This is a genomic window from Streptomyces sp. NPDC055749, assembly GCF_053617235.1.
In genome coordinates this window covers 355,386-374,685 of the sequence record NZ_JBSHFH010000001.1, presented here as the reverse complement: position 1 = coordinate 374,685, position 19,300 = coordinate 355,386, and the positions used below count along the sequence as shown (strand labels likewise).

Genomic DNA, 19,300 nt, shown 5'->3' with positions numbered 1-19,300 from the left:
TCAACATATTTGGCGTTGACTTTTGGCACGCTGTTGAGTTCTCAAGGAACGGACGCTTCCTTCGGTCCCGTTTCACCGGGGCCCTCCGGGCGCTTCCCTTCGTTCTTGCGTTTCCGACTCTATCAGACTCTTTCGTGTCCGATTCCCAGTCGAAGTTGGGATTTGCTTTCCAGGAATTCGCTTTCGCGTTTCCCTTTCCGGCGAGTCCGACTCTATCAGATCCTTTCGGGCCTGATTCCCAATCAGTGGGGGCTGTCTTCCCGGCCGTTGGGCCGTTCCGACGAGTGAGACTTTAGCGAATCCCGGGCCCCGACGCTAATCGGGTCACGCTCGTTCGAACGCGGATTCCTCATTTCGCAAATGCGCACAGAAAGCAGTGCGACAGCTGTCGCTCGCTTCAGGTGGTTCTTGCGGAATGGCTGTCCGGGGACCGACCGGGGTCGGCGCTCACGTCGGACAACTCGGAGCACACTACGGATCGGTGCGGGGTGTGTCAACCGCCGGCCGGGGCGCGTCGTCGTGGAAGGCCAGGCGGTAGTCGCGGGGGCTGGTGGAGAGGTGGGTCGCGAAGTGCTGACGCATGGTGATCTCGCTGCCGAAGCCCGTGCGGCGGGCCACTTCGGGGAGCGGGAGGTCCGTGCGCTCCAGGAGCTTCTGGGCTGCGGCGATGCGTTGGGTGATCAGCCAGCGGAGCGGTGTCGTGCCCGTCGTGGCCTGGAAGTGGCGGGCGAAGGAGCGCGGGGACATGCCGGCGTGGGCGGCCAGGGTCGCGACCGTGTGGGGTTCGGCCAAGTGGGTCAGGGCGTGGGCGCGTACCGAGGCCAGGGTGTCGGCGTCGCGGTCGGTGTGCGGGGTGGGGTGCTCGATGAACTGGGCCTGGGTTCCGGTGCGGAACGGGGCCGTGACCATCGACCGGGCGATCGTGGCCGCTGTTTCGGCGCCATGGGTCTTACGCACGAGGTGCAGGCAGAGATCGATGCCGGCTGCGGTGCCGGCGGAGGTCCAGATGTTGTCGTCGTGGAGGAACAGGGCGTCCTGGACCACCGTGACGTGGGGGTGGTGGGTGCGGAGGAGGCCGGTGAGGTTCCAGTGGGTGACTGCCTGGCGGCCGTCGAGCAGGCCCGCCTGGGCCAGGGTGAAGGCTCCTCCGCAGAGCGCCGCGATCGGGGTGCCTGCGGTGTGCGCGCGGCGGAGGGCGTCGAGCACCGGGGCGGGGGCCGGGGTCACGTGGTCGTCCAGGCCGGGGACCACGATCAGGTCGGCGCGGGGCAGCCAGGCGAGGGTGCGGTCCGGGGTGAGGGTCAGGCCGCCGCGGAGCGGGATGGGGGCGGGGTGCGCGGCTGTGCGGCGCAGGTCGAACGCGGGTACGCCGCGGTCGGTGCGGTCGACGCCCCAGACCTCCGTGATGACGGAGACGTCGAAGGCCCTGATGCCGGGGAAGGCGAGGAGTGCGATGCGCGTCGTGGCGGCCATCGTGGCAGTAAATCATCGGTCGATGGCTTTTGTGGTGCTGGGCGGGCGGCGCGCGTCGGCGGAGGATCGGGGCATGGAGATTTCGGAGAACGCGGCGCTGGTTGTGGTGGACGTGCAGGAAGGCTTCGAGGAGGAGGGGCACTGGGGGCCCCGGAACAATCCCGATGCCGATCGGAACATCGCCGGGCTGATCGATGCCTGGCAGTCGAGCGGGCGGCCCGTCGTCTTCGTACGGCATGACTCGCCCAAGCCCGATTCGCCGCTGCGGGTGGGATATCCCGGGAACGCCTTCAAGAGCTATGTGGAGGAGCGGCGGGGTAAGGGGAGCGGGCCCGAGCTTTTCGTGACGAAGAGCGTGAACTCCGCCTTCTACGGGGCGCCCGATCTGGATTCCTGGCTGCGGGATGGCGGAGTCCGGCAGATCGTCGTGGCCGGTATCCAGACCAATATGTGCGCGGAGACGACGGCGCGGATGGGCGGGAATCTCGGGTACGAGGTGTTCTTCGCGCTGGACGCGACGTACACCTTCGACGGAGTGGGGCCCTGGGGGTGGACGCTGGGTGCGGAGGAGCTGGCGCGGGCCACCGCCGTGACGTTGCACGGCGGTGGGTTCGCGAAGGTCGTGCGGAGTGCGGAGCTGGTCGCTGCGGCCGGCTAGGGCCTGTCCGGCGGATCAGGGTCGGATAGGACGCGGCGTCTGGTGCGGTGCATCGCAAGGCGCCGAAGCGTCCTAATAGCGGAGCTATTCGGGCGTTTTGGCAACGCCGCGAGGTGCCGTGCCAGACGCCGTGGCCCCGACCATGATCCGCCGGACAGGCCCTAGCGGTCAGCCGTTGCCGGTGGCCAGTTCGCGGCTCCGGTCGCGGGCGGCTTCGAGGGCGGCGATGAGGGCGGCGCGTACGCCGTGGTTCTCCAGTTCCCGGATGGCGCTGATCGTGGTGCCGGCGGGGCTGGTGACGGCCTCGCGGAGCTTGACCGGGTGTTCTCCGCTGTCGCGGAGCATGACGGCGGCGCCGATGGCGGCCTGGACGATCAGGTCGTGGGCCTGGGCGCGGGGCAGGCCCAGGAGGATTCCGGCGTCGGTCATCGCTTCGACGAGGAAGTAGAAGTACGCGGGGCCCGAGCCGGACAGGGCCGTGCAGGCGTCCTGCTGGGACTCGGGGACGCGGAGGGTCTTGCCGACGCTGCCGAAGATCTCCTCGGTGTGGGCGAGGTGCGCGGGGGTGGCCTCGCTGCCGCCGGAGATGACGGACATGCCCTCGTCCACCAGGACGGGGGTGTTCGGCATGACGCGTACGACCGGAGTGTGCGCAGTGAGGCGCTCCTCGATGAACGCGGTCGTGATGCCCGCGGCGGCGCTGATGACCAGGCGGTCGGCGGTGAGGTGGGGGGCCAGCTCGTCGAGGAGCTTGCCCATGTCCTGCGGCTTGACCGCGAGGATGAGGGTGTCGGCGGTCTTGGCGGCTTCGGCGTTGGTGACGGGCTCGACGCCGTACCTGGTGCGGAGTTCTTCGGCGCGCTCCGAGCGGCGCGCGGTCACCAGGAGGTCGGCCGGGCGCCAGCCCGCCCGGATCATGCCGCTGAGCAGTGCCTCGCCGATCTTGCCTGTGCCGAGGACTGCGACTGTCTGGGTCATGGGTTCACCCTCCGGGCGGTGCTCTGTTCGTCTTTCTCGGCGTCATCCTCGCATCGGGCCGTCAGGCCGTGCGGCGGCGGAGGGTGGCCGCGCCGAGGCAGAGGACGAGCAGTGCGCAGCCGGCGACGACGAGGATGTCGCGGAGGAAGTCGGCGGTGACGTCGGTGTGGCGGAGTACCTGGTTCATTCCGTCGACGGCGTACGACATGGGCAGGACGTTCGAGATCGCTTCGAGTGCGGGGGCCATCTGGTCCCGCGGGGTGAACAGACCGCAGAGGAGCAGCTGCGGGAAGATCACGGCCGGCATGAACTGGACGGCCTGGAACTCGGATGCGGCGAAGGCGGAGACGAACAGGCCGAGGGCCGTGCCGAGGAGGGCGTCGAGCAGGGCGACCAGGAGCAGCAGCCAGGGTGAGCCGACGACGTCCAGGCCGAGTACCCAGACGGAGAGTGCGGTGGCCAGGAGGGACTGGACGACGGCGACGGCGCCGAAGGCCAGGGCGTAGCCGGCGATCAGGTCGCCCTTGCCGAGGGGCATGGCGAGGAGACGTTCGAGGGTGCCCGATGTGCGTTCGCGCAGGGTGGCGATCGAGGTCACCAGGAACATCGTGATCAGCGGGAAGATGCCGAGCAGCGAGGCCCCGATGGCGTCGAAGGTCTGTGGGCTGCCGTCGAAGACGTACCGGAGCAGCGTGATCATCAGGACCGGGATGAGCAGCAGCAGCGCGATGGTGCGGGGGTCGTGACGGAGCTGGCGCAGGACGCGGGCCGCGGTGGCCGTGGTGCGGGCGGGGGTGAGCGTGCGTGGGGTGGCGTTCATCGGGGGGTCTCCTGGCGGCCGGTGGTCGCTGATGCCTGGTCGACCAGGTGGAGGAAGGCTTGCTCGACGGTGTCGGATCCTGTGCCGGTGCGCAGGGCCTCGGGGGTGTCGTCCGCGAGGATCTCGCCCTCGCGCATGAGGAGCAGGCGGTGGCAGCGTTCGGCCTCGTCCATGACGTGCGAGGAGACGAGGATCGTCGTGCCGCGGTCGGCGGCGAGGGTGTGGAAGAGGTTCCACAGGTCGCGGCGCAGGACGGGGTCGAGTCCGACGGTCGGTTCGTCGAGCACCAGGAGTTCGGGCGTGCCGAGGAGGGCGACGGCGAGGGAGACGCGGCTGCTCTGGCCGCCGGAGAGGTTGCCGGCGAGGACGTCCGCGTGGGAGGCGAGGTCGACGTCCTCGATGGCGCGGGTGACGGCCTCCCCGCGGGCGTCGCGGTGGTGGCGGCCGGGCTGGAGGATGGCTGCGAAGTAGTCCAGGTTCTGCCGGACGGTGAGGTCGGTGTAGACGGACGGGGCCTGGGTTACGTAGCCGATGCGGGGGCGGAGGGTGGGGTGGCCGGCGGGGGTGCCGAGGACGTTCAGGGTGCCGGTGACCTTGGCCTGGGTGCCTACGACGGCGCGCATGAGGGTGGATTTTCCGCAGCCGGAGGGGCCGAGGAGGCCGGTGATCCTGCCGGGTTCGACGGTGAAGCCGAGGTTGCGCAGGACGGTGCGTTCGCCGCGTACGACGGTCAGGGTGCGGGCTTCGATGGCGGGGGGCGGTCCGTCCGCGTGCGCGGAATTCATCATGTGATGAATTTTGATCCTGGCGGTGTGCCGGCGTCAAGGGATCCGCGCGGGGGAGCCGGGGCGGGGGTGCTTGCGCGGCTACTTGCGCTTGGGGCGCTTGCGGGCTGCCGGGTTTCCCGTGCGGGCCGCGCGGCGCTTCGTGTACTGGGCGAGCGCGGTCTCGTACTCCGTACGCCGCAGCTTCTCGCCCGGGGCCTCCGTGAGGGAGCGGAAGAAGTACGCGAGCAGGGAGCCGATGAAGCCGATGGACTTCAGGCCGCGCAGGTTGTCCTCGCGGGCCGGGTCCTCGGGCCGGCGGCCGAATCCCTCCCAGGTCTTGCGGAAGGCGATGGCGCTGCAGATCGCGAACATCAGGACGACCAGCATGCCGACGAGACTGCCCACGTCCGCGATCTCCAGGCCCTGGTAGGCGAAGCGGAGGACGAAGCAGGCGGCGACGGCCGCGGCGAGGGAGCCGACGGCGACTCCGGCTCGCCGCAGCCCGTAACCGCCGTCGTGGCCGACCCAGGTCGTGCCGAAGAAACGGATGGGTTCGGGCTGCGGGCCGGGCGCGGTGGCGCCGGAGGGCTTGGTGCCGGGGCCGGAGCCGGGGGTTTCGCTGGTCTCGCTGCTCTCGCTGTTCTCGCTCACGAGGTCGATTATCCCCGGCCGGCCCGGGTGGGTGTCAGTCGCAGCGCGGAGCGACGTACCCGTCACTGCCGGTCTTGACGTACGCGTCCGAGACGAACTCGCCGTCGGCGATGTTGTCCCAGAGGTTGGTGGTGCCGTACGGGCCGGCGATCCACTCCCCCGGCTTCTGGCAGTAGACCGGGACGCTCCATCCGTACGGGAGCGTCCGGACGATGCCGTACTTGGTGCCCGGTCCCCGTCGGACGTTGACCCGGTATCCCGGTGCGATCGGATAGCGCGTCACGCCGTCCGACGCGAGTGCCGCGCTCTCCACAACTGTGTTCTCTTCCGTGGCCATGTGGCCTCCCCCCGTTGGAAACGATCCATGCGACGCGCAGGCTAACAAGCCCCACCCCTATCGCACACACCATCGACTAGGCTCCGTGCGTCGCGCTTGCGGACGAACACACGGGGGTGGGCGATGCCGCCGCTGCGAGGGACCGGATTCGATCCGGAAGCGGAGCATCCTGAGTACGCCGGGCAGTATCGACTCGAGGCATGTCTCGGAGCGGGCGGCATGGGTGTGGTGCACCTGGCGCGCTCCGCGTCCGGGCTCCAGCTCGCGGTGAAGATCGTGCACCGGCAGCATGCGGCGGACCCGGAGTTCCGGGCCCGTTTCCGGCAGGAGGTGGCGGCGGCCCGACGGGTCAGCGGCGCGTTCACGGCGCCGGTCGTCGATGCCGATCCGACCGCCGCGCTGCCCTGGATGGCGACGCTGTACGTGCCCGGCCCGACGCTCTCCGAACAGGTGAAGCGGAACGGGCCGCTGGCTCCCGCCGAACTCCGCAGGCTCACCGCGGGCCTGGCCGAGGCGCTGCGCGACACCCACCGGGCCGGTGTCATCCACCGCGACCTGAAGCCGAGCAACGTGCTGCTCTCCGACTCCGGGCCCAAGGTCATCGACTTCGGGATCTCCCGGCCGTACGACAGTGATCTGCGCACGGAGACCGGGAAGCTGATCGGCTCGCCGCCGTACATGGCGCCCGAGCAGTTCCAGCGGCCCCGCGAGGTCGGGCCCGCCGCGGATGTGTTCGCCCTGGGGGCCGTGCTGGTCCATGCCTCGACCGGGCGGGGGCCCTTCGACTCGGACAGTCCGTACATCGTGGCCTACCAGGTGGTGCACGACGAGGCCGATCTCGCCGGGGTGCCGGCGGATCTGTCACCGCTGGTCGCACGGTGTCTGGCGAAGGACCCTGCGGAGCGGCCCACTCCGGACGAGATCATGACGGCGCTCGCGCTGCATCCTCCGTCGTACGAGGCCGCCGCGTTCATACCGTCGCAGCGGCGGCCGGCGGCGGGATCGGTGTCGGCGGCGTCCGGGGGTGCGGCTGCCCTGGTGCGGGGCGGCTCGGCAGCCTCGGAGAGCTCGGCAACCTCGGAGACCGAGACGCATGTACGGGTGTCCGGTCCCGCTCAGGCGCGGAAACGGAGCGGCGGGGGACGCCGGGCGCGCTGGGCCGCGATCGGTGCGGTGCTGCTGGTCCTCGCCGCCGGGGGCGCCGGTGCGGTCGGGCTCCTGGGCGGGAGCGAGCCTCCGGGCGGGGGCGGTTCGGCCGGGGGCGGGGGCGGCAAGGGGGCGGTTCCGGCTGCCTTCGCGCCGTGGGTGACGCCGTTGCCCTCGTCGGGCGGTTCGACGCCGGTCTGTACGGGAGCGGGCGGCGGGCTGTACTGCGCGGCGGCCGGTTTCGGAACGGCGCGGCTCGATCCGGCGGACGGGAGGGTGGCCTGGTCCCACCGGCAGTCCTCGGGGGACGCGCCGTCGGTGGGGGTGCTGTCGGGCGGAGTCGTCCACGTATCCGATCCCGCCGGCAGGCTCCGGGCGTACGACGCGGACCGGGGCGGACAGCTCTGGGACGCGGACCTGTCGACGTACCTCGGCGTTCCCTTCTCGGCCGGGGACACACTGCTGATGACCCGGGAGAACGGCACAGCCGAAGGGCTGGACGGCAGGACCGGGGCCTCGCGGTGGGCGCGGGCGGTGCCCGGTCACATACGGCCGGACTACGCGCTGTACGAGGACGGGTCCGGGCTCGCGTACGCCTTCGAGCACGCGGCCGACGGCGCCACGACCCTGGTCACGGCCCTCGAAGCCGCCACCGGGCGCACGGCGTGGCAGGACAGGCTGGACGGGACGCTCACGCCCGTGGGGGCGCCCGGTGGCGCGCTGGTGCTGACGGCCATGAACGCGGAGGCCCAGACCGTGGGACTCGTCCGCTACGAGCCGGCGAGCAAGGCCGTCACACGGCTGGAGCTGCCCTTCCGTATGAACGAACCGGAAGTGGTGATGGGCGGGGACACGGCCTATCTGCTCGCGCGCGGCGGATCGCTGCTCGCGATGGACACCGGCCCGGCGGGCGGCAGTGCCGAGCTGTGGCGTCTGGAGACCGGAGCCGGGCGGACCTCACCGCCCGTACTGGCCGGTGGGAACCGTCTGTGCTTCTCGGCGGCCGACGGGCGGCTGCTGGCCGTGGACACGGAGCGCGGAACGCTGCTGGGTCAGACCCGGGCCCGGCTGCGGGCGGGAAAGCTCACGTACGCCTCGGCGCTGCCCGCTCCCGTGGCCATCGGGCGGACCGTGTACGGAACGTCCCCCGACGGTTCCGTTTTCGCCGTCGACGGGCGCCGTCCCGCGGACTGGTGAGGCCCCGGGAGCCGGTCGGTGAACCGGTGCCCGGGGCCGTGAAGTGGAGCGGTCCGGCTGGTCAGCCGAGCTTGGAGACGTCGCGCACGGCGCCGCGGTCCGCGCTCGTCGCCATCGCCGCGTAGGCGCGCAGCGCGGCCGAGACCTTGCGCTCGCGGTTCTTGGGCGCGTAGACGCCGTTCAGTGCCTCGCGGCGGGTGGCCAGCTCCTCCTCGGGGACGAGGAGTTCGATGGAACGGTTCGGGATGTCGATCCTGATCCGGTCGCCGTCCGCGACGAGCGCGATCGTGCCGCCCGATGCCGCCTCCGGCGAGGCGTGGCCGATGGAGAGACCCGACGTACCGCCGGAGAAGCGGCCGTCCGTGATGAGGGCGCAGGTCTTGCCGAGGCCGCGGCCCTTCAGGAACGAGGTCGGGTAGAGCATCTCCTGCATGCCGGGGCCGCCGCGCGGACCCTCGTAACGGATGACGACGACGTCTCCGTGGGTGATCTCCTTGCGGAGGATCTTGTCGACGGCCTCGTCCTGGGACTCGCAGACGACGGCCGGGCCCTCGAAGGTCCAGATCGACTCGTCGACGCCGGCGGTCTTCACGACGCAGCCGTCCTCGGCGAGGTTGCCCCGGAGAACGGCCAGACCGCCGTCCTTGGAGTAAGCGTGCTCGACGGAGCGGATGCAGCCGCCCTCGGCGTCCGTGTCCAGGGTGTCCCAGCGCTCGGACTGCGAGAAGGCGGTCGCGGAGCGGACGCAGCCGGGCGCCGCGTGCCACAGCTCGACGGCCTCGGCGGACGGTGAGCCGCCGCGCACGTCCCACGTCTTGAGCCACTCGGTGATGGTGGCGGAGTGGACGGTGTGCACGTCCTCGTTCAGCATGCCGCCGCGGTAGAGCTCACCGAGGATGGCGGGGATGCCGCCCGCCCGGTGGACGTCCTCCATGTAGTACGTGCCGCCGGGGGCCACGTTCGGCGCGACCTTGGCCAGGCACGGGACGCGGCGCGAGACCGCGTCCATGTCCTCCAGGCCGAAGTCCAGCTCGGCCTCCTGGGCCGCGGCCAGCAGGTGCAGGATCGTGTTGGTGGAGCCGCCCATCGCGATGTCGAGTGCCATGGCGTTCTCGAACGCGGCGCGGGTGGCGATGTTGCGCGGCAGGACGCTCATGTCGTCCTGCTCGTAGTGGCGCTTGGTGATCTCGACGACCGTGCGGCCGGCGTTCTCGTACAGGGCCTTGCGCGCGGTGTGCGTGGCGAGGACCGAGCCGTTGCCGGGGAGGGCCAGGCCGATGGCCTCGGCGAGGCAGTTCATCGAGTTGGCGGTGAACATGCCGGAGCAGGAACCGCAGGTCGGACAGGCGTTCTCCTCGATACGGAGCATGTCCTCGTCCGAGACCTTGTCGTTCACCGCCTCGGACATCGCGTCGACCAGGTCGAGGCTGCGGACCGTGCCGTCGACGAGGGTGGCCTTGCCGGCCTCCATCGGACCGCCGGAGACGAAGATCGTCGGGATGTTGAGGCGGAGCGCCGCCATCAGCATGCCGGGGGTGATCTTGTCGCAGTTGGAGATGCAGATGAGGGCGTCGGCGCAGTGGGCCTCGACCATGTACTCGACGCTGTCCGCGATCAGGTCGCGGGACGGGAGGCTGTACAGCATGCCGCCGTGACCCATCGCGATGCCGTCGTCGACGGCGATCGTGTTGAACTCGCGGGGGACGGCGCCCGCCGCCAGGATCGCGTCGGAGACGATGCGGCCGACCGGGGCGAGATGGGTGTGACCCGGGACGAACTCGGTGAACGAGTTGGCCACCGCGATGATCGGCTTGCCGATGTCCTCGCTCGCTACGCCCGATGCCCGCATTAGGGCGCGGGCGCCCGCCATGTTGCGGCCGTGGGTGACAGTGCGGGACCTCAGCTGGGGCATCGCGCTCGCTCCTTCGACGGAAAAGACTGTCTTCGAGCGTACGCCTCGACTCCACGATCTGGACAGTGTGTCCGGAATGCGGGATGTGGTGCTCGGTGGGTGGGCAGGGTCGGGGTGGTGCGGGGGTGGGCCGCTGCGCGGGGCCTGATCCCCTACCCGCCCCTTCCCGAAACCGGGGCTCCGCCCCGGGCCCCGGTCCTCAAACGCCGGACGGGCTGAATTGTGCCGGACACGTTGAAAAGTTCAGGGCGCGGTCAAGTATCTCTGGAGCGTCGGCGCCACCATCTCGATGATCTTCTCCGGGTCCGCCGACGCCAGCGGTTCCGCCTTGATCACGTACCGGAGGATCGCGATGCCGATCATGTGCGAGGCGGCCAGCTCCGCACGGAACGTCGGATCGGGTACGTCCAGTTCCGCCGCGATCCGCTCCAGCAGCCGCCGCAGCACGAAGCCCCGCAGCACCTTCGCCGCCGCCTCGTGCGTGAGGGCGGAGCGGATGATCGCCAGCAGCGGGGCCCTGGTCGCAGGGTTCTCCCATACGGAGATGAAGTAGCGGGCCAGCCGCTCCCCCAGCCCGTCCATGGAGCCGTCGAGGACCGCGGGGATCACCAGGGCCGGTTCGAAGGAGACCTCGATGGCCGCGGCGAAGACCTCGTCCTTCGTACCGAAGTAGTGGTGGACCAGTGCGGCGTCCACACCCGCCGCCTTGGCGATGCCCCGGACCGAGGTCTTGTCGTAGCCGCGCTCGGCGAATTCCGTGCGGGCGGCTTCGAGGATGCGGGTGCGGGCGTCGGGGCCCGTGGCCTCCGTCGTACGGGAGGGACGGCCACGGCGGCGGGGCGCGGGGGCGTCCGGCGTCATGGGCGGGGGGCCTGCGCGGCCGACGCCAGGTGCAGCCGGGTGAAGGCCAGCGCCTCCGCGAGATCGGCCTCGCGTTCGGCGGAGGACATGGCGCGACGAGTGTTGACCTCGATGACGACATGGCCGTCGAAGGACGTGCGGGCCAGCCGCTCCAGCAGCTCCGCGCAGGGCTGGTCGCCGCGGCCCGGCACCAGGTGTTCGTCCTTGTTCGAGCCCTTGCCGTCGGCGAGGTGGACGTGGGCGAGCCGGTCGCCCATCCGGTCGACCATGGCCAGCCCGTCGGTGCGGGCGGTCGCGGTGTGCGAGAAGTCCACCGTGAAGTGCCGGTAGTCGTCGTTGGTGACGTCCCAGTCGGGGGCGTACGCGAGCATCTCGCGGTCCCGGTAGCGCCACGGGTACATGTTCTCGACGGCGAACCGGACATCGGTCTCGTCGGCCATGCGCCAGATGCCGCTGACGAAGTCGCGCGCGTAGTTGCGCTGCCAACGGAACGGCGGGTGCACGACGACGGTCGACGCCCCGAGGCTCTCCGCCGCGGCCTGCGCGCGCTGGAGTTTCACCCACGGGTCGGTGGACCAGACCCGCTGGGTGATGAGGAGACAGGGCGCGTGCACCGCCAGGATCGGGACCTGGTGGTAGTCCGAGAGCCGCTTCAACGCCTCGATGTCCTGGCTGACCGGGTCGGTCCAGACCATGATCTCGACACCGTCGTAGCCCAGGCGCGCGGCGATCTCGAAGGCCGTCGCCGTCGACTCCGGATAGACCGAAGCAGTCGACAGGATGACCTTCGCATCCGGAACGCGCACCACTGGTTCTGCCACCAGATCAGGGTACGGGCAGCAGTGCGCGTCTCCACGGGACCTTGACCGAAAGTGAGAAGGCCCATGGCGTACGGGCTCGTGGCCGGCGGGGCCGTCCGGGTGGGCGGCCCCCCGAACGCACGGGTCAGTACAGGGCGACCTGCTCCGCCGGAAGGTGGTCCAGCCGTCGCAGGATGACACCCTCGCGCAGCGCCCAGGGGCAGATCTCCAGCTCCTCGACACCGAACAGGTCCATCGCCCCCTCGGCGACCAGCGCCCCGGCCAGCAGCTGCGCGGCACGCCCCTCCGAGACCCCGGGCAGGTCGCCCCGCTGCTCGACGGTCATCGCCGCCAGCTTCGGGACCCACTCCTCCAGCGCCTTGCGGGTCAGGACGCGCTGTACGTACAGACCCTCCGTGGAACGCGCGGCGCCCGCGATCCTGGCGAGCTGCTTGAAGGTCTTGGAGGTGCCGACGACATGGTCGGGGCGGCCGAAGCGGGTGAACTCGCCGACGCTGCGGGCGATCCTGGCCCGCACATGGCGGCGCAGCGCCTTCACCTCCAGCGGGTCCGCCGGGTCGCTGGGCAGCCAGGCGGCCGTAAGGCGCCCGGCCCCGAGGGGCAGTGACACCGCGGCGTCGGGCTCCTCGTCGATGCCGAAAGCGACCTCCAGCGAGCCCCCGCCGATGTCCAGGACGAGCAGCTTCCCCGCCGACCAGCCGAACCAGCGCCGGGCCGCGAGAAACGTGAGGCGCGCCTCCTCCTCGCCGCTGAGGACGGCGAGGTCGACGCCCGTCTCCTCCCGCACCCGGGCCAGCACCGTGTCGGCGTTGGTCGCTTCCCGCACGGCGGAGGTGGCAAAGGGCAGCACGTCCTCGCAGCCCTTGTCCTCGGCGGCCTGGAGCGCACCGGCGATCGTCGACACGAGCCGGTCCACGCCCAAGGGGCCGATCGCCCCGTCCGCGTCGAGGAGTTCGGCCAGCCGAAGCTCCGCCTTGTGCGAGTGCGCGGGCAGCGGGCGGGCGCCGGGGTGGGCGTCCACCACCAGCAGATGAACCGTGTTCGACCCCACGTCGAGGACTCCGAGTCTCATACCCGGAACGCTACTGCTCCGGCGGACTTACTCTTGGCGCGTGCCAAAGACGAAAAAGGCGAAGCCGGACAAAGCCACGAAGAAGCAGAAAACGAAGCGGGAGATGCAGCAGCCGGAAACGAACGGACCCGACAGGTCCGACGAGACGGGGATCGACTTCGCGCGGGCCTGGGTCGAGTTCCCGGACCCCGCGGACGACGAGCAGATCTTCCGCTGCGACCTGACCTGGCTGACCTCCAGGTGGAGCTGCATCTTCGGAAGCGGCTGCCAGGGCATCCAGGCGGGCCGAGCGGACGACGGGTGCTGCACGCTGGGCGCCCACTTCTCCGACGAGGACGACGAGAAGCGGGTCGCCGGTCACGTCGCCCGGCTGACTCCGGACCTGTGGCAGTTCCACGACGTCGGTACGGAGACGGGCTGGGTCGGCGTCGACGAGGACGGCGAACGGCAGACCCGGCGCTGGGAGGGCTCCTGCATCTTCCAGAACCGGCCCGGTTTCGCGGCCGGTGCCGGCTGTTCGCTGCACATCCTGGCGCTGCGGGAGGGCAAGGAGCCCCTCGAAACGAAGCCGGACGTGTGCTGGCAGCTGCCGATCCGTCGTACGTACGACTGGATCGACCGGCCCGACGACACCCGGGTGCTCCAGGTGTCGATCGGGGAGTACGACCGCAGGGGCTGGGGCCCGGGCGGTCATGACCTGCACTGGTGGTGCACCTCGGCGACGTCGGCGCACGGGGCCGGGGATCCGGTGTACGTGTCCTACCGGCCGGAGCTCACCGAGCTGATGGGCAAGCCGGCGTACGACCGGCTGGTCGAGCTGTGCGAGGAGCGGCTTTCGTCGCTGCTGCCGATGGCGCCGCACCCGGCCGATCCGGTCGAGCCGGCCTGACGGGCGGGTGGGCGCGGTTCACTGACGGTCGGGCCGGCGGGCCGGCGGTTTCGTCAGCCCGCCGGGTCCGAGGCGCTCGGGCTGGTCGCCGGGTCGCTCGGGCCGCCGGGGTCGCTCGGGTCGGGTGACGGAGCCGGGTCCGTGGGCGTAGGTGTCGGGTCGGTCGGGTCCGGTGTCGGCTCGGTGGGGGTCGGTGTCGGGTCCGTCGGGTCCGGTGACGGCGTCGGGTCCGTGGGGGTCGGCGTGGGATCCGTGGGCGTCGGGGGCGGCTCCGACGGCTCCGCGGGTTCGGACGGGGTGGCCGGGGCCGAGGGGCCCGTCGGTCCGCCGTGCGGCGGCGCCGTGGCCCCGTACCCGTCGATCGCGACCACGGACCCTGCCGGGGCGAAGCCGACCTGTGCGCGCCACGGTCCGTCCGGTTCCGCCCCGTGGTCCACGGAGACGCGGATCGTGACGCTACGGCCGGGGGCGAGCCTGCCGGACGTGCTGCTGAGGTGGAGCCAGGGTGCGTCCACCCAGGCCGACCAGGAGACGGCTTCGGAGCCGGAGGCCGTCAGTGTGATCGTCGTGAGGTCGCCGGACGAGCGGGCGGTGACGGCCAGGCTGCCGGGGCCCTGCGGACCGCCGGTGCTGATCACCTCTGCCGAGACGTCCGGGGTACGGGCTCCCGCCGTGAAGCGGCCGTTCTTGTCGGGACGGGCATTGCCCGCGTTCTCGTAGTGGTCGTACCCCTCGCCCTCCAGGGCGCCGTCGCTGTCCCTCTCCGTGGCCGCGACCGTGGAACCCGCATGGCCCTCCCCCGTCTGCGGCGCCCCCCGGTAGGCGGCCCACAGGGCGATCACGGGGGCGGCGACGACGGTCGCGACCACCGTGGTCGTCAGGACCCGGGCGCGCAGCCGGTCCCTGCGGGCCGCGTGGTCCTTGGGGTCCAGCGGGAAGCCCGTACGGCCGAAGCGCGGGCCGCCCGACCGGGACCGCTGGGCCTGCGCCATGGCTACCTGGACGGAGGGGCGGGGCGCCTCGACGACCGGCAGCGCGGCGGCGGGGCTGACGGTCGCGCCGGGCCAGGGGCCCGTGGCGCCGGCCCGTTCGGCGGCGCGGCGGCAGCGGGGGCAGTCGTCGACGTGGCGGACGAGTTCGCGGCGCAGGGCGGCGGAGAGCAGGACCTGGTGGTCGCCGGTGAGCCGGGCGACGGTGGGGCAGTTGCCGGTCTCGACGACGGCGAGGGCGGCGCGGGTCCGCTCCACCTCGCAGGCGGCGGCGGCCAGCAGTTCGCGCGCGACGGCTGGTTCGAGACCAAGGACGGCGGCCACGGCGCGCGGGGCGAGCCGGTGGCGTACCGCCAGCTCCAGCGCTTCGCGCTGTTCGGGCGTGGTGCCGGCGGCCTCGGGCCAGGCCAGCTGCGCGAGTTCACGGCGGCGCGCTTCCGCGGCGGGGGATTCGGAGGGCGCCGGGACGGCCGCTTCCTCCGGGCCCGAGCCTCCCTTGGCGGGCTGGCGGTGGGCCTGGCGGCCCCGCTTCTGCTCGGTGAGCTTGCGCAGGCACATCCACCTGGCCAGCGCGTACATCCAGGATTTACGTTCCTCCTCACCTTCCGGGCACCGGCCGTCCTGCCGTTCGGCGACGACGAGGACCGCGCCGAGCGCCTCCGTCGCCGCCTCGTGATCGCACAGCACGGAGAGGCAATAGGTGAAGAGACCGTCGAGATAGGGCTCGTAACGTGCGGGCGTCCGCTGCGCCGACGAGTGGGGGGCGCGACGGTGCGCCCGGTGTGCGCCGGTGGTGTGTGTGGGGGTCTCCAGCCTGGTGCTCGTCACCTGGCGACCGTAGGCAGGGGAAGGCACACCCTTAGCACCCCTTGACCACATTTAATCCTTACGGGTGAACGTATCCCTCAAAAGAGGACAGCAATTCCGGTTTCGGCCGGAAGCCCCTGCGCGCGCCCCCGCGCCGGACCCGCACCGGGCCGCACTGTCGGACCTCACCTATACGGTGGCGCCATGGCTGCCCGTACGAAATCCGCGAAGGACCGGCCGTCCTACCGCTGCACCGAGTGCGGCTGGACGACCGCCAAGTGGCTCGGCCGCTGCCCCGAATGCCAGGCGTGGGGGACGGTCGAGGAATTCGGCGGTGCCCCCGCCGTGCGTACGACGGCCGCCGGCCGGGTCTCCACAGCCGCCGTGCCCATCGGCCAGGTCGACAGCCGCCAGGCCACCGCCCGCTCGACCGGCGTCGGCGAGCTCGACCGCGTCCTGGGCGGGGGTCTCGTGCCGGGCGCCGTCGTGCTGCTCGCGGGCGAGCCCGGCGTCGGAAAGTCGACGCTGCTGCTGGACGTGGCCGCGAAGGCGGCAAGTGAGGACCACCGCACGCTGTACGTCACGGCGGAGGAGTCCGCGAGCCAGGTCCGGATGCGCGCCGACCGGATCAAGGCGATCAACGACCACCTCTACCTCGCGGCGGAGACCGACCTGTCCGCGGTCCTGGGCCATCTGGACGCGGTCAAGCCGTCCCTCCTCGTCCTCGACTCCGTACAGACCGTGGCCTCGCCCGAGATCGAGGGCGCGCCGGGCGGGATGGCGCAGGTCCGGGAGGTGGCGGGGGCGCTCATCCGGGCCTCCAAGGAGCGCGGCATGGCCACGCTGCTGGTCGGCCATGTCACCAAGGACGGCGCGATCGCCGGACCGCGGCTGCTGGAGCACCTCGTCGATGTGGTGCTGTCCTTCGAGGGCGACCGCCATGCCCGTCTCCGTCTCGTCCGGGGCGTCAAGAACCGGTACGGGGCGACGGACGAGGTGGGCTGTTTCGAGCTCCACGACGAGGGGATCACGGGCCTCGCCGATCCCTCGGGTCTGTTCCTCACCCGTCGCGACGCGCCGGTTCCCGGGACCTGTCTGACGGTCACGCTGGAGGGCAAGCGGCCCCTCGTGGCCGAAGTGCAGGCGCTGACGGTCGATTCGCAGATCCCTTCGCCCCGGCGCACGACCTCCGGTCTGGAGACCTCCCGGGTGTCGATGATGCTGGCGGTGCTGGAGCAGCGGGGGCGGATCAGCGCGCTCGGCAAGCGGGACATCTACAGTGCGACGGTCGGCGGCGTGAAGCTGACCGAGCCCGCCGCGGACCTGGCGATCGCCCTCGCGCTGGCCAGTGCGGCGAGCGACACCCCGCTGCCGAAGAACCTGGTCGCGATCGGTGAAGTGGGCCTTGCGGGCGAGGTCAGACGGGTGACGGGGGTGCAGCGCCGGCTGGCCGAGGCGTACCGCCTGGGGTTCACCCACGCGCTCGTACCGAGCGACCCGGGAAAGGTGCCGTCCGGTATGAAGGTCACGGAAGTCGCCGACATGGGCGATGCCCTCAGAGTGCTCCCGCGCCGGTCTCGTCCGGACGGACCACAGGAGGACAATGCGCGCCGGTAGACTTTGCCCTGGTCTCGCCCGCCCGTACGAACGGTATGAGGGACGAACGAGAGGCCCTAAGGGCACCGCAAACCTGTGACCGGAGGAGTGCAGTGGCAGCCAACGACCGGGCAGCATCGCCCGGAAAGTCCGGCCAAGGCACGGGTAACGAGGCGCTGATGCGCGCCTCGTTGAGCGCGGTCGCGCCCGGAATGGCCCTGCGGGACGGTCTGGAGCGCATCCTCCGGGGCAATACCGGCGGGCTGATCGTCCTCGGCATGGACAAAACCGTCGAATCCATGTGTACCGGCGGATTCGTGCTGGACGTGGAGTTCACCGCGACGCGGCTGCGCGAGCTGTGCAAGCTCGACGGTGCGCTGATCCTGGACAAGGACATGACGAAGATCCTGCGGGCCGGCGTACAGCTGGTTCCGGACGCGTCGATCCCCACCGAGGAGACCGGCACCCGGCACCGCACGGCGGACCGGGTCTCGAAGGCCTGCGTCTTCCCCGTCGTATCGGTCTCCCAGTCGATGCGCCTGATCGCGCTGTACGTGGACGGGGAGCGCCGGGTCCTGGAGGAGTCCTCCACGATCCTGTCGCGCGCCAACCAGGCGCTCGCGACGCTGGAGCGGTACAAGCTCCGGCTGGACGAGGTCGCCGGCACGCTCTCCGCGCTGGAGATCGAGGACCTGGTGACCGTCCGGGACGTGACGGCCGTCGCGCAGCGTCTGGAGATGGTCCGCCGGATCGCGACGGAGATCGCCGAGTACGTGGTGGAGCTGGGCACGGACGGCCGGCTTCTCTCCCTCCAGCTGGACGAGTTGATCGCGGGCGTGGAGCCGGAGCGGGAGCTCGTCGTACGCGACTACGTGCCGGAGCCGACCGCGAAGCGGTCCCGTACGGTCGCGGAGGCGCTGACGGAGCTGGACGCGCTGTCCCATCCGGAGCTGCTGGAACTGCCGGTCGTCGCACGGGCGTTGGGGTACAGCGGTTCGCCGGAGACGCTGGACTCCGCGGTGTCGCCGCGGGGATTCAGGCTGCTGGCGAAGGTGCCGCGGCTGCCGGGGGCGATCATCGAGCGGCTGGTGGAGCACTTCGGTGGTCTGCAGAAGCTGCTCGCAGCGAGCGTGGACGACCTCCAGACGGTCGACGGGGTCGGCGAGGCGCGGGCTCGAAGCGTGCGCGAGGGGCTTTCGCGACTGGCGGAGTCTTCGATTCTCGAGCGGTACGTCTAGGGAGCGACGGGAGCAAAGCGGCGCCGGTGCCTCCGGCGACCGCTTCGCCCGCCGGACAGGCCCTAGGGCCTGTCCGGTGGATCAGGGTCGGATAGGGCGCGGCGTCTGGTGCGGTGCATCGCAAGGCGCCGGAGCGTCCTCATAGCGGAGCTATGCGGGCGTTTCGGCAACGCGGCGAGGTGCCGTGCCAGGCGGCGTGACCCCGGCCATGATCCGCCGGACAGGCCCTAGTCCTTCGGCAGGACGAACGAGGCTCGTTGCAGCGGTTCGCCCGGAGCCTTGGCCTCCAGCAGATACGTGCCGGGGCCCGCCTCCGTCGTGGGGGCGGTAGCGCACTTGGGGCTGCTCTTCTTCCGGTTCCACTCCACCGTGTGGACGACCGTCGCACCGGCGGGGATCTTCAGGAACAGGGGGCCGGCGGCGGCCGGGCAGTCCTCGGAGGACCAGATCCGGTCGTCCTCACCGCCGGCCTCCGTGATGGTGAGCACCGCGTTCTTCGGGCCGAGGTCGGCCTTGCAGTCGGTGGCCGTGGTGTTCTTGGCGATCAGCTGGAACACCGGCTTGTCGTCGGGGCCGTAACTGACCTCGGTCTTCAGGGTCAGCCGCAGGGCAGTGGGCTTGCAGTCGGGGAGCGGGGAACCGGCCGGTACCTGCTGGCCCGTTGTTCCGCCGGCGCCCGAATCGCCGCCCGGTCCGGTGCCGGCCGAGGCCGTACCGGAGGACGTGGCACCGTCGGATCCCGCGGTGCCGGCTCCGCCCGTACCGCCGGTCCCGGTGTCGCCGTTGCTGCCGTCCGAGCCCGCGTCGCCGCCGGACTCGTCGCGTCCTCCCGGCTGTTGGCTGATCGCGGGTCCCGAGCCCGAGGGGCCGGGGGTGATCGAGGTGCGCGGGTCGGGCCCGTTGGCCTTCGCGTCGCCGCTGTTCCCGTTGCCCCCACCGGAAGTGACGGCCCATGCGATCAGCAGTGCGAGCAGCGCAGCCAGGGATGCCGCAACTGCCCTCCGTCGCCAGTAGATGGAGGAGGGAAGCGGCCCGACCGGATTGCGCATAGATCCCACGGCGCAAACTCTACGAGAGATCCGGGCCAA

At 71.3% G+C, this 19,300-nt stretch carries 17 protein-coding genes; 5 read left to right on the top strand and 12 right to left on the bottom strand.

The annotated features are described in order from the left end of the window. Positions 1 to 471: 471 nt before the first annotated feature. Complete coding sequence (locus tag ACWGO0_RS01745; protein WP_453526361.1) at positions 472 to 1,473, bottom strand: GlxA family transcriptional regulator; 1,002 nt, start codon at positions 1,471 to 1,473, stop codon at positions 472 to 474. Positions 1,474 to 1,546: 73 nt separating this feature from the next. Here ACWGO0_RS01745 and ACWGO0_RS01740 point away from each other — a divergent pair, with 73 nt between their 5' ends. Beyond that, positions 1,547 to 2,131, top strand: coding sequence for a cysteine hydrolase family protein (locus ACWGO0_RS01740; protein ID WP_453526358.1), 585 nt, complete (start codon positions 1,547 to 1,549; stop codon positions 2,129 to 2,131). 168 nt (positions 2,132 to 2,299) lie between these two features. Here the strand turns inward: ACWGO0_RS01740 and proC are convergent, their stop codons facing one another. From proC to ACWGO0_RS01715, 5 genes are all read right to left on the bottom strand, one after another. Beyond that, positions 2,300 to 3,109: a pyrroline-5-carboxylate reductase gene (gene proC / locus ACWGO0_RS01735; protein WP_453526355.1), complete on the bottom strand. Its 810-nt coding sequence runs from the start codon at positions 3,107 to 3,109 to the stop codon at positions 2,300 to 2,302. A gap of 61 nt (positions 3,110 to 3,170) precedes the next feature. Next, positions 3,171 to 3,929 carry an ABC transporter permease gene (locus tag ACWGO0_RS01730; protein ID WP_453526352.1) on the bottom strand — a complete coding sequence of 253 codons (759 nt, stop codon included), beginning with the start codon at positions 3,927 to 3,929 and terminating at the stop codon, positions 3,171 to 3,173. Then, positions 3,926 to 4,717, bottom strand: coding sequence for an ABC transporter ATP-binding protein (locus ACWGO0_RS01725; RefSeq protein WP_453526349.1), 792 nt, complete (start codon positions 4,715 to 4,717; stop codon positions 3,926 to 3,928). Before ACWGO0_RS01725 ends, ACWGO0_RS01730 begins: the two co-directional genes overlap by 4 nt. A gap of 78 nt (positions 4,718 to 4,795) precedes the next feature. Further along, on the bottom strand, positions 4,796 to 5,347 hold the full coding sequence (locus ACWGO0_RS01720) for a hypothetical protein (protein ID WP_453526346.1): 552 nt from the start codon (positions 5,345 to 5,347) through the stop codon (positions 4,796 to 4,798). A 34-nt stretch (positions 5,348 to 5,381) separates the two neighbouring features. Further along, complete coding sequence (locus ACWGO0_RS01715) at positions 5,382 to 5,684, bottom strand: SH3 domain-containing protein (RefSeq protein WP_453526343.1); 303 nt, start codon at positions 5,682 to 5,684, stop codon at positions 5,382 to 5,384. A 123-nt stretch (positions 5,685 to 5,807) separates the two neighbouring features. Here ACWGO0_RS01715 and ACWGO0_RS01710 point away from each other — a divergent pair, with 123 nt between their 5' ends. Continuing rightward, positions 5,808 to 8,027 (top strand): protein kinase domain-containing protein, encoded by a 2,220-nt coding sequence (locus ACWGO0_RS01710; RefSeq protein WP_453526340.1) that lies wholly within the window; start codon positions 5,808 to 5,810, stop codon positions 8,025 to 8,027. 61 nt (positions 8,028 to 8,088) lie between these two features. Here the strand turns inward: ACWGO0_RS01710 and ilvD are convergent, their stop codons facing one another. The 4 genes from ilvD to ACWGO0_RS01690 form a co-directional block, all read right to left on the bottom strand. Then, positions 8,089 to 9,939, bottom strand: coding sequence for a dihydroxy-acid dehydratase (gene ilvD, locus ACWGO0_RS01705; protein ID WP_453526337.1), 1,851 nt, complete (start codon positions 9,937 to 9,939; stop codon positions 8,089 to 8,091). 243 nt (positions 9,940 to 10,182) lie between these two features. Continuing rightward, complete coding sequence (locus ACWGO0_RS01700) at positions 10,183 to 10,800, bottom strand: TetR/AcrR family transcriptional regulator (RefSeq protein ID WP_453526334.1); 618 nt, start codon at positions 10,798 to 10,800, stop codon at positions 10,183 to 10,185. Next, complete coding sequence (locus ACWGO0_RS01695) at positions 10,797 to 11,621, bottom strand: sugar phosphate isomerase/epimerase family protein (RefSeq protein WP_453526331.1); 825 nt, start codon at positions 11,619 to 11,621, stop codon at positions 10,797 to 10,799. The genes ACWGO0_RS01700 and ACWGO0_RS01695 overlap by 4 nt, the downstream gene beginning before the upstream one ends. A gap of 124 nt (positions 11,622 to 11,745) precedes the next feature. Continuing rightward, positions 11,746 to 12,693, bottom strand: coding sequence for a Ppx/GppA phosphatase family protein (locus ACWGO0_RS01690; protein WP_453526329.1), 948 nt, complete (start codon positions 12,691 to 12,693; stop codon positions 11,746 to 11,748). Positions 12,694 to 12,733: 40 nt separating this feature from the next. Between ACWGO0_RS01690 and ACWGO0_RS01685 the strand changes: the two genes are divergently transcribed. Beyond that, on the top strand, positions 12,734 to 13,582 hold the full coding sequence (locus tag ACWGO0_RS01685; protein ID WP_453526328.1) for a hypothetical protein: 849 nt from the start codon (positions 12,734 to 12,736) through the stop codon (positions 13,580 to 13,582). 53 nt (positions 13,583 to 13,635) lie between these two features. Here the strand turns inward: ACWGO0_RS01685 and ACWGO0_RS01680 are convergent, their stop codons facing one another. Then, positions 13,636 to 15,399 carry a BACON domain-containing protein gene (locus ACWGO0_RS01680; protein WP_453526325.1) on the bottom strand — a complete coding sequence of 588 codons (1,764 nt, stop codon included), beginning with the start codon at positions 15,397 to 15,399 and terminating at the stop codon, positions 13,636 to 13,638. Positions 15,400 to 15,582: 183 nt separating this feature from the next. Here ACWGO0_RS01680 and radA point away from each other — a divergent pair, with 183 nt between their 5' ends. Both radA and disA read left to right on the top strand, forming a co-directional pair. Beyond that, positions 15,583 to 16,995: a DNA repair protein RadA gene (radA, locus tag ACWGO0_RS01675; RefSeq protein WP_443037486.1), complete on the top strand. Its 1,413-nt coding sequence runs from the start codon at positions 15,583 to 15,585 to the stop codon at positions 16,993 to 16,995. 92 nt (positions 16,996 to 17,087) lie between these two features. Beyond that, positions 17,088 to 18,212: a DNA integrity scanning diadenylate cyclase DisA gene (disA, locus tag ACWGO0_RS01670; protein ID WP_453526322.1), complete on the top strand. Its 1,125-nt coding sequence runs from the start codon at positions 17,088 to 17,090 to the stop codon at positions 18,210 to 18,212. A 227-nt stretch (positions 18,213 to 18,439) separates the two neighbouring features. On the opposite strand, the gene ACWGO0_RS01665 is transcribed toward disA, so the two are convergent. Next, complete coding sequence (locus ACWGO0_RS01665) at positions 18,440 to 19,261, bottom strand: hypothetical protein (RefSeq protein WP_453526412.1); 822 nt, start codon at positions 19,259 to 19,261, stop codon at positions 18,440 to 18,442. Positions 19,262 to 19,300 lie beyond the last annotated feature (39 nt).

What these genes read in the sequence shown, in the direction of transcription:
- ACWGO0_RS01745 (WP_453526361.1), bottom strand. Translation starts at nt 1,473, where the DNA reads ATGGCCGCCACGACGCGCATCGCACTCCTCGCCTTCCCCGGCATCAGG.
- ACWGO0_RS01740 (WP_453526358.1), top strand. Translation starts at nt 1,547, where the DNA reads ATGGAGATTTCGGAGAACGCGGCGCTGGTTGTGGTGGACGTGCAGGAA.
- proC (WP_453526355.1), bottom strand. Translation starts at nt 3,109, where the DNA reads ATGACCCAGACAGTCGCAGTCCTCGGCACAGGCAAGATCGGCGAGGCA.
- ACWGO0_RS01730 (WP_453526352.1), bottom strand. Translation starts at nt 3,929, where the DNA reads ATGAACGCCACCCCACGCACGCTCACCCCCGCCCGCACCACGGCCACC.
- ACWGO0_RS01725 (WP_453526349.1), bottom strand. Translation starts at nt 4,717, where the DNA reads ATGATGAATTCCGCGCACGCGGACGGACCGCCCCCCGCCATCGAAGCC.
- ACWGO0_RS01715 (WP_453526343.1), bottom strand. Translation starts at nt 5,684, where the DNA reads ATGGCCACGGAAGAGAACACAGTTGTGGAGAGCGCGGCACTCGCGTCG.
- ACWGO0_RS01710 (WP_453526340.1), top strand. Translation starts at nt 5,808, where the DNA reads ATGCCGCCGCTGCGAGGGACCGGATTCGATCCGGAAGCGGAGCATCCT.
- ilvD (WP_453526337.1), bottom strand. Translation starts at nt 9,939, where the DNA reads ATGCCCCAGCTGAGGTCCCGCACTGTCACCCACGGCCGCAACATGGCG.
- ACWGO0_RS01700 (WP_453526334.1), bottom strand. Translation starts at nt 10,800, where the DNA reads ATGACGCCGGACGCCCCCGCGCCCCGCCGCCGTGGCCGTCCCTCCCGT.
- ACWGO0_RS01690 (WP_453526329.1), bottom strand. Translation starts at nt 12,693, where the DNA reads ATGAGACTCGGAGTCCTCGACGTGGGGTCGAACACGGTTCATCTGCTG.
- radA (WP_443037486.1), top strand. Translation starts at nt 15,583, where the DNA reads ATGGCTGCCCGTACGAAATCCGCGAAGGACCGGCCGTCCTACCGCTGC.
- ACWGO0_RS01665 (WP_453526412.1), bottom strand. Translation starts at nt 19,261, where the DNA reads ATGCGCAATCCGGTCGGGCCGCTTCCCTCCTCCATCTACTGGCGACGG.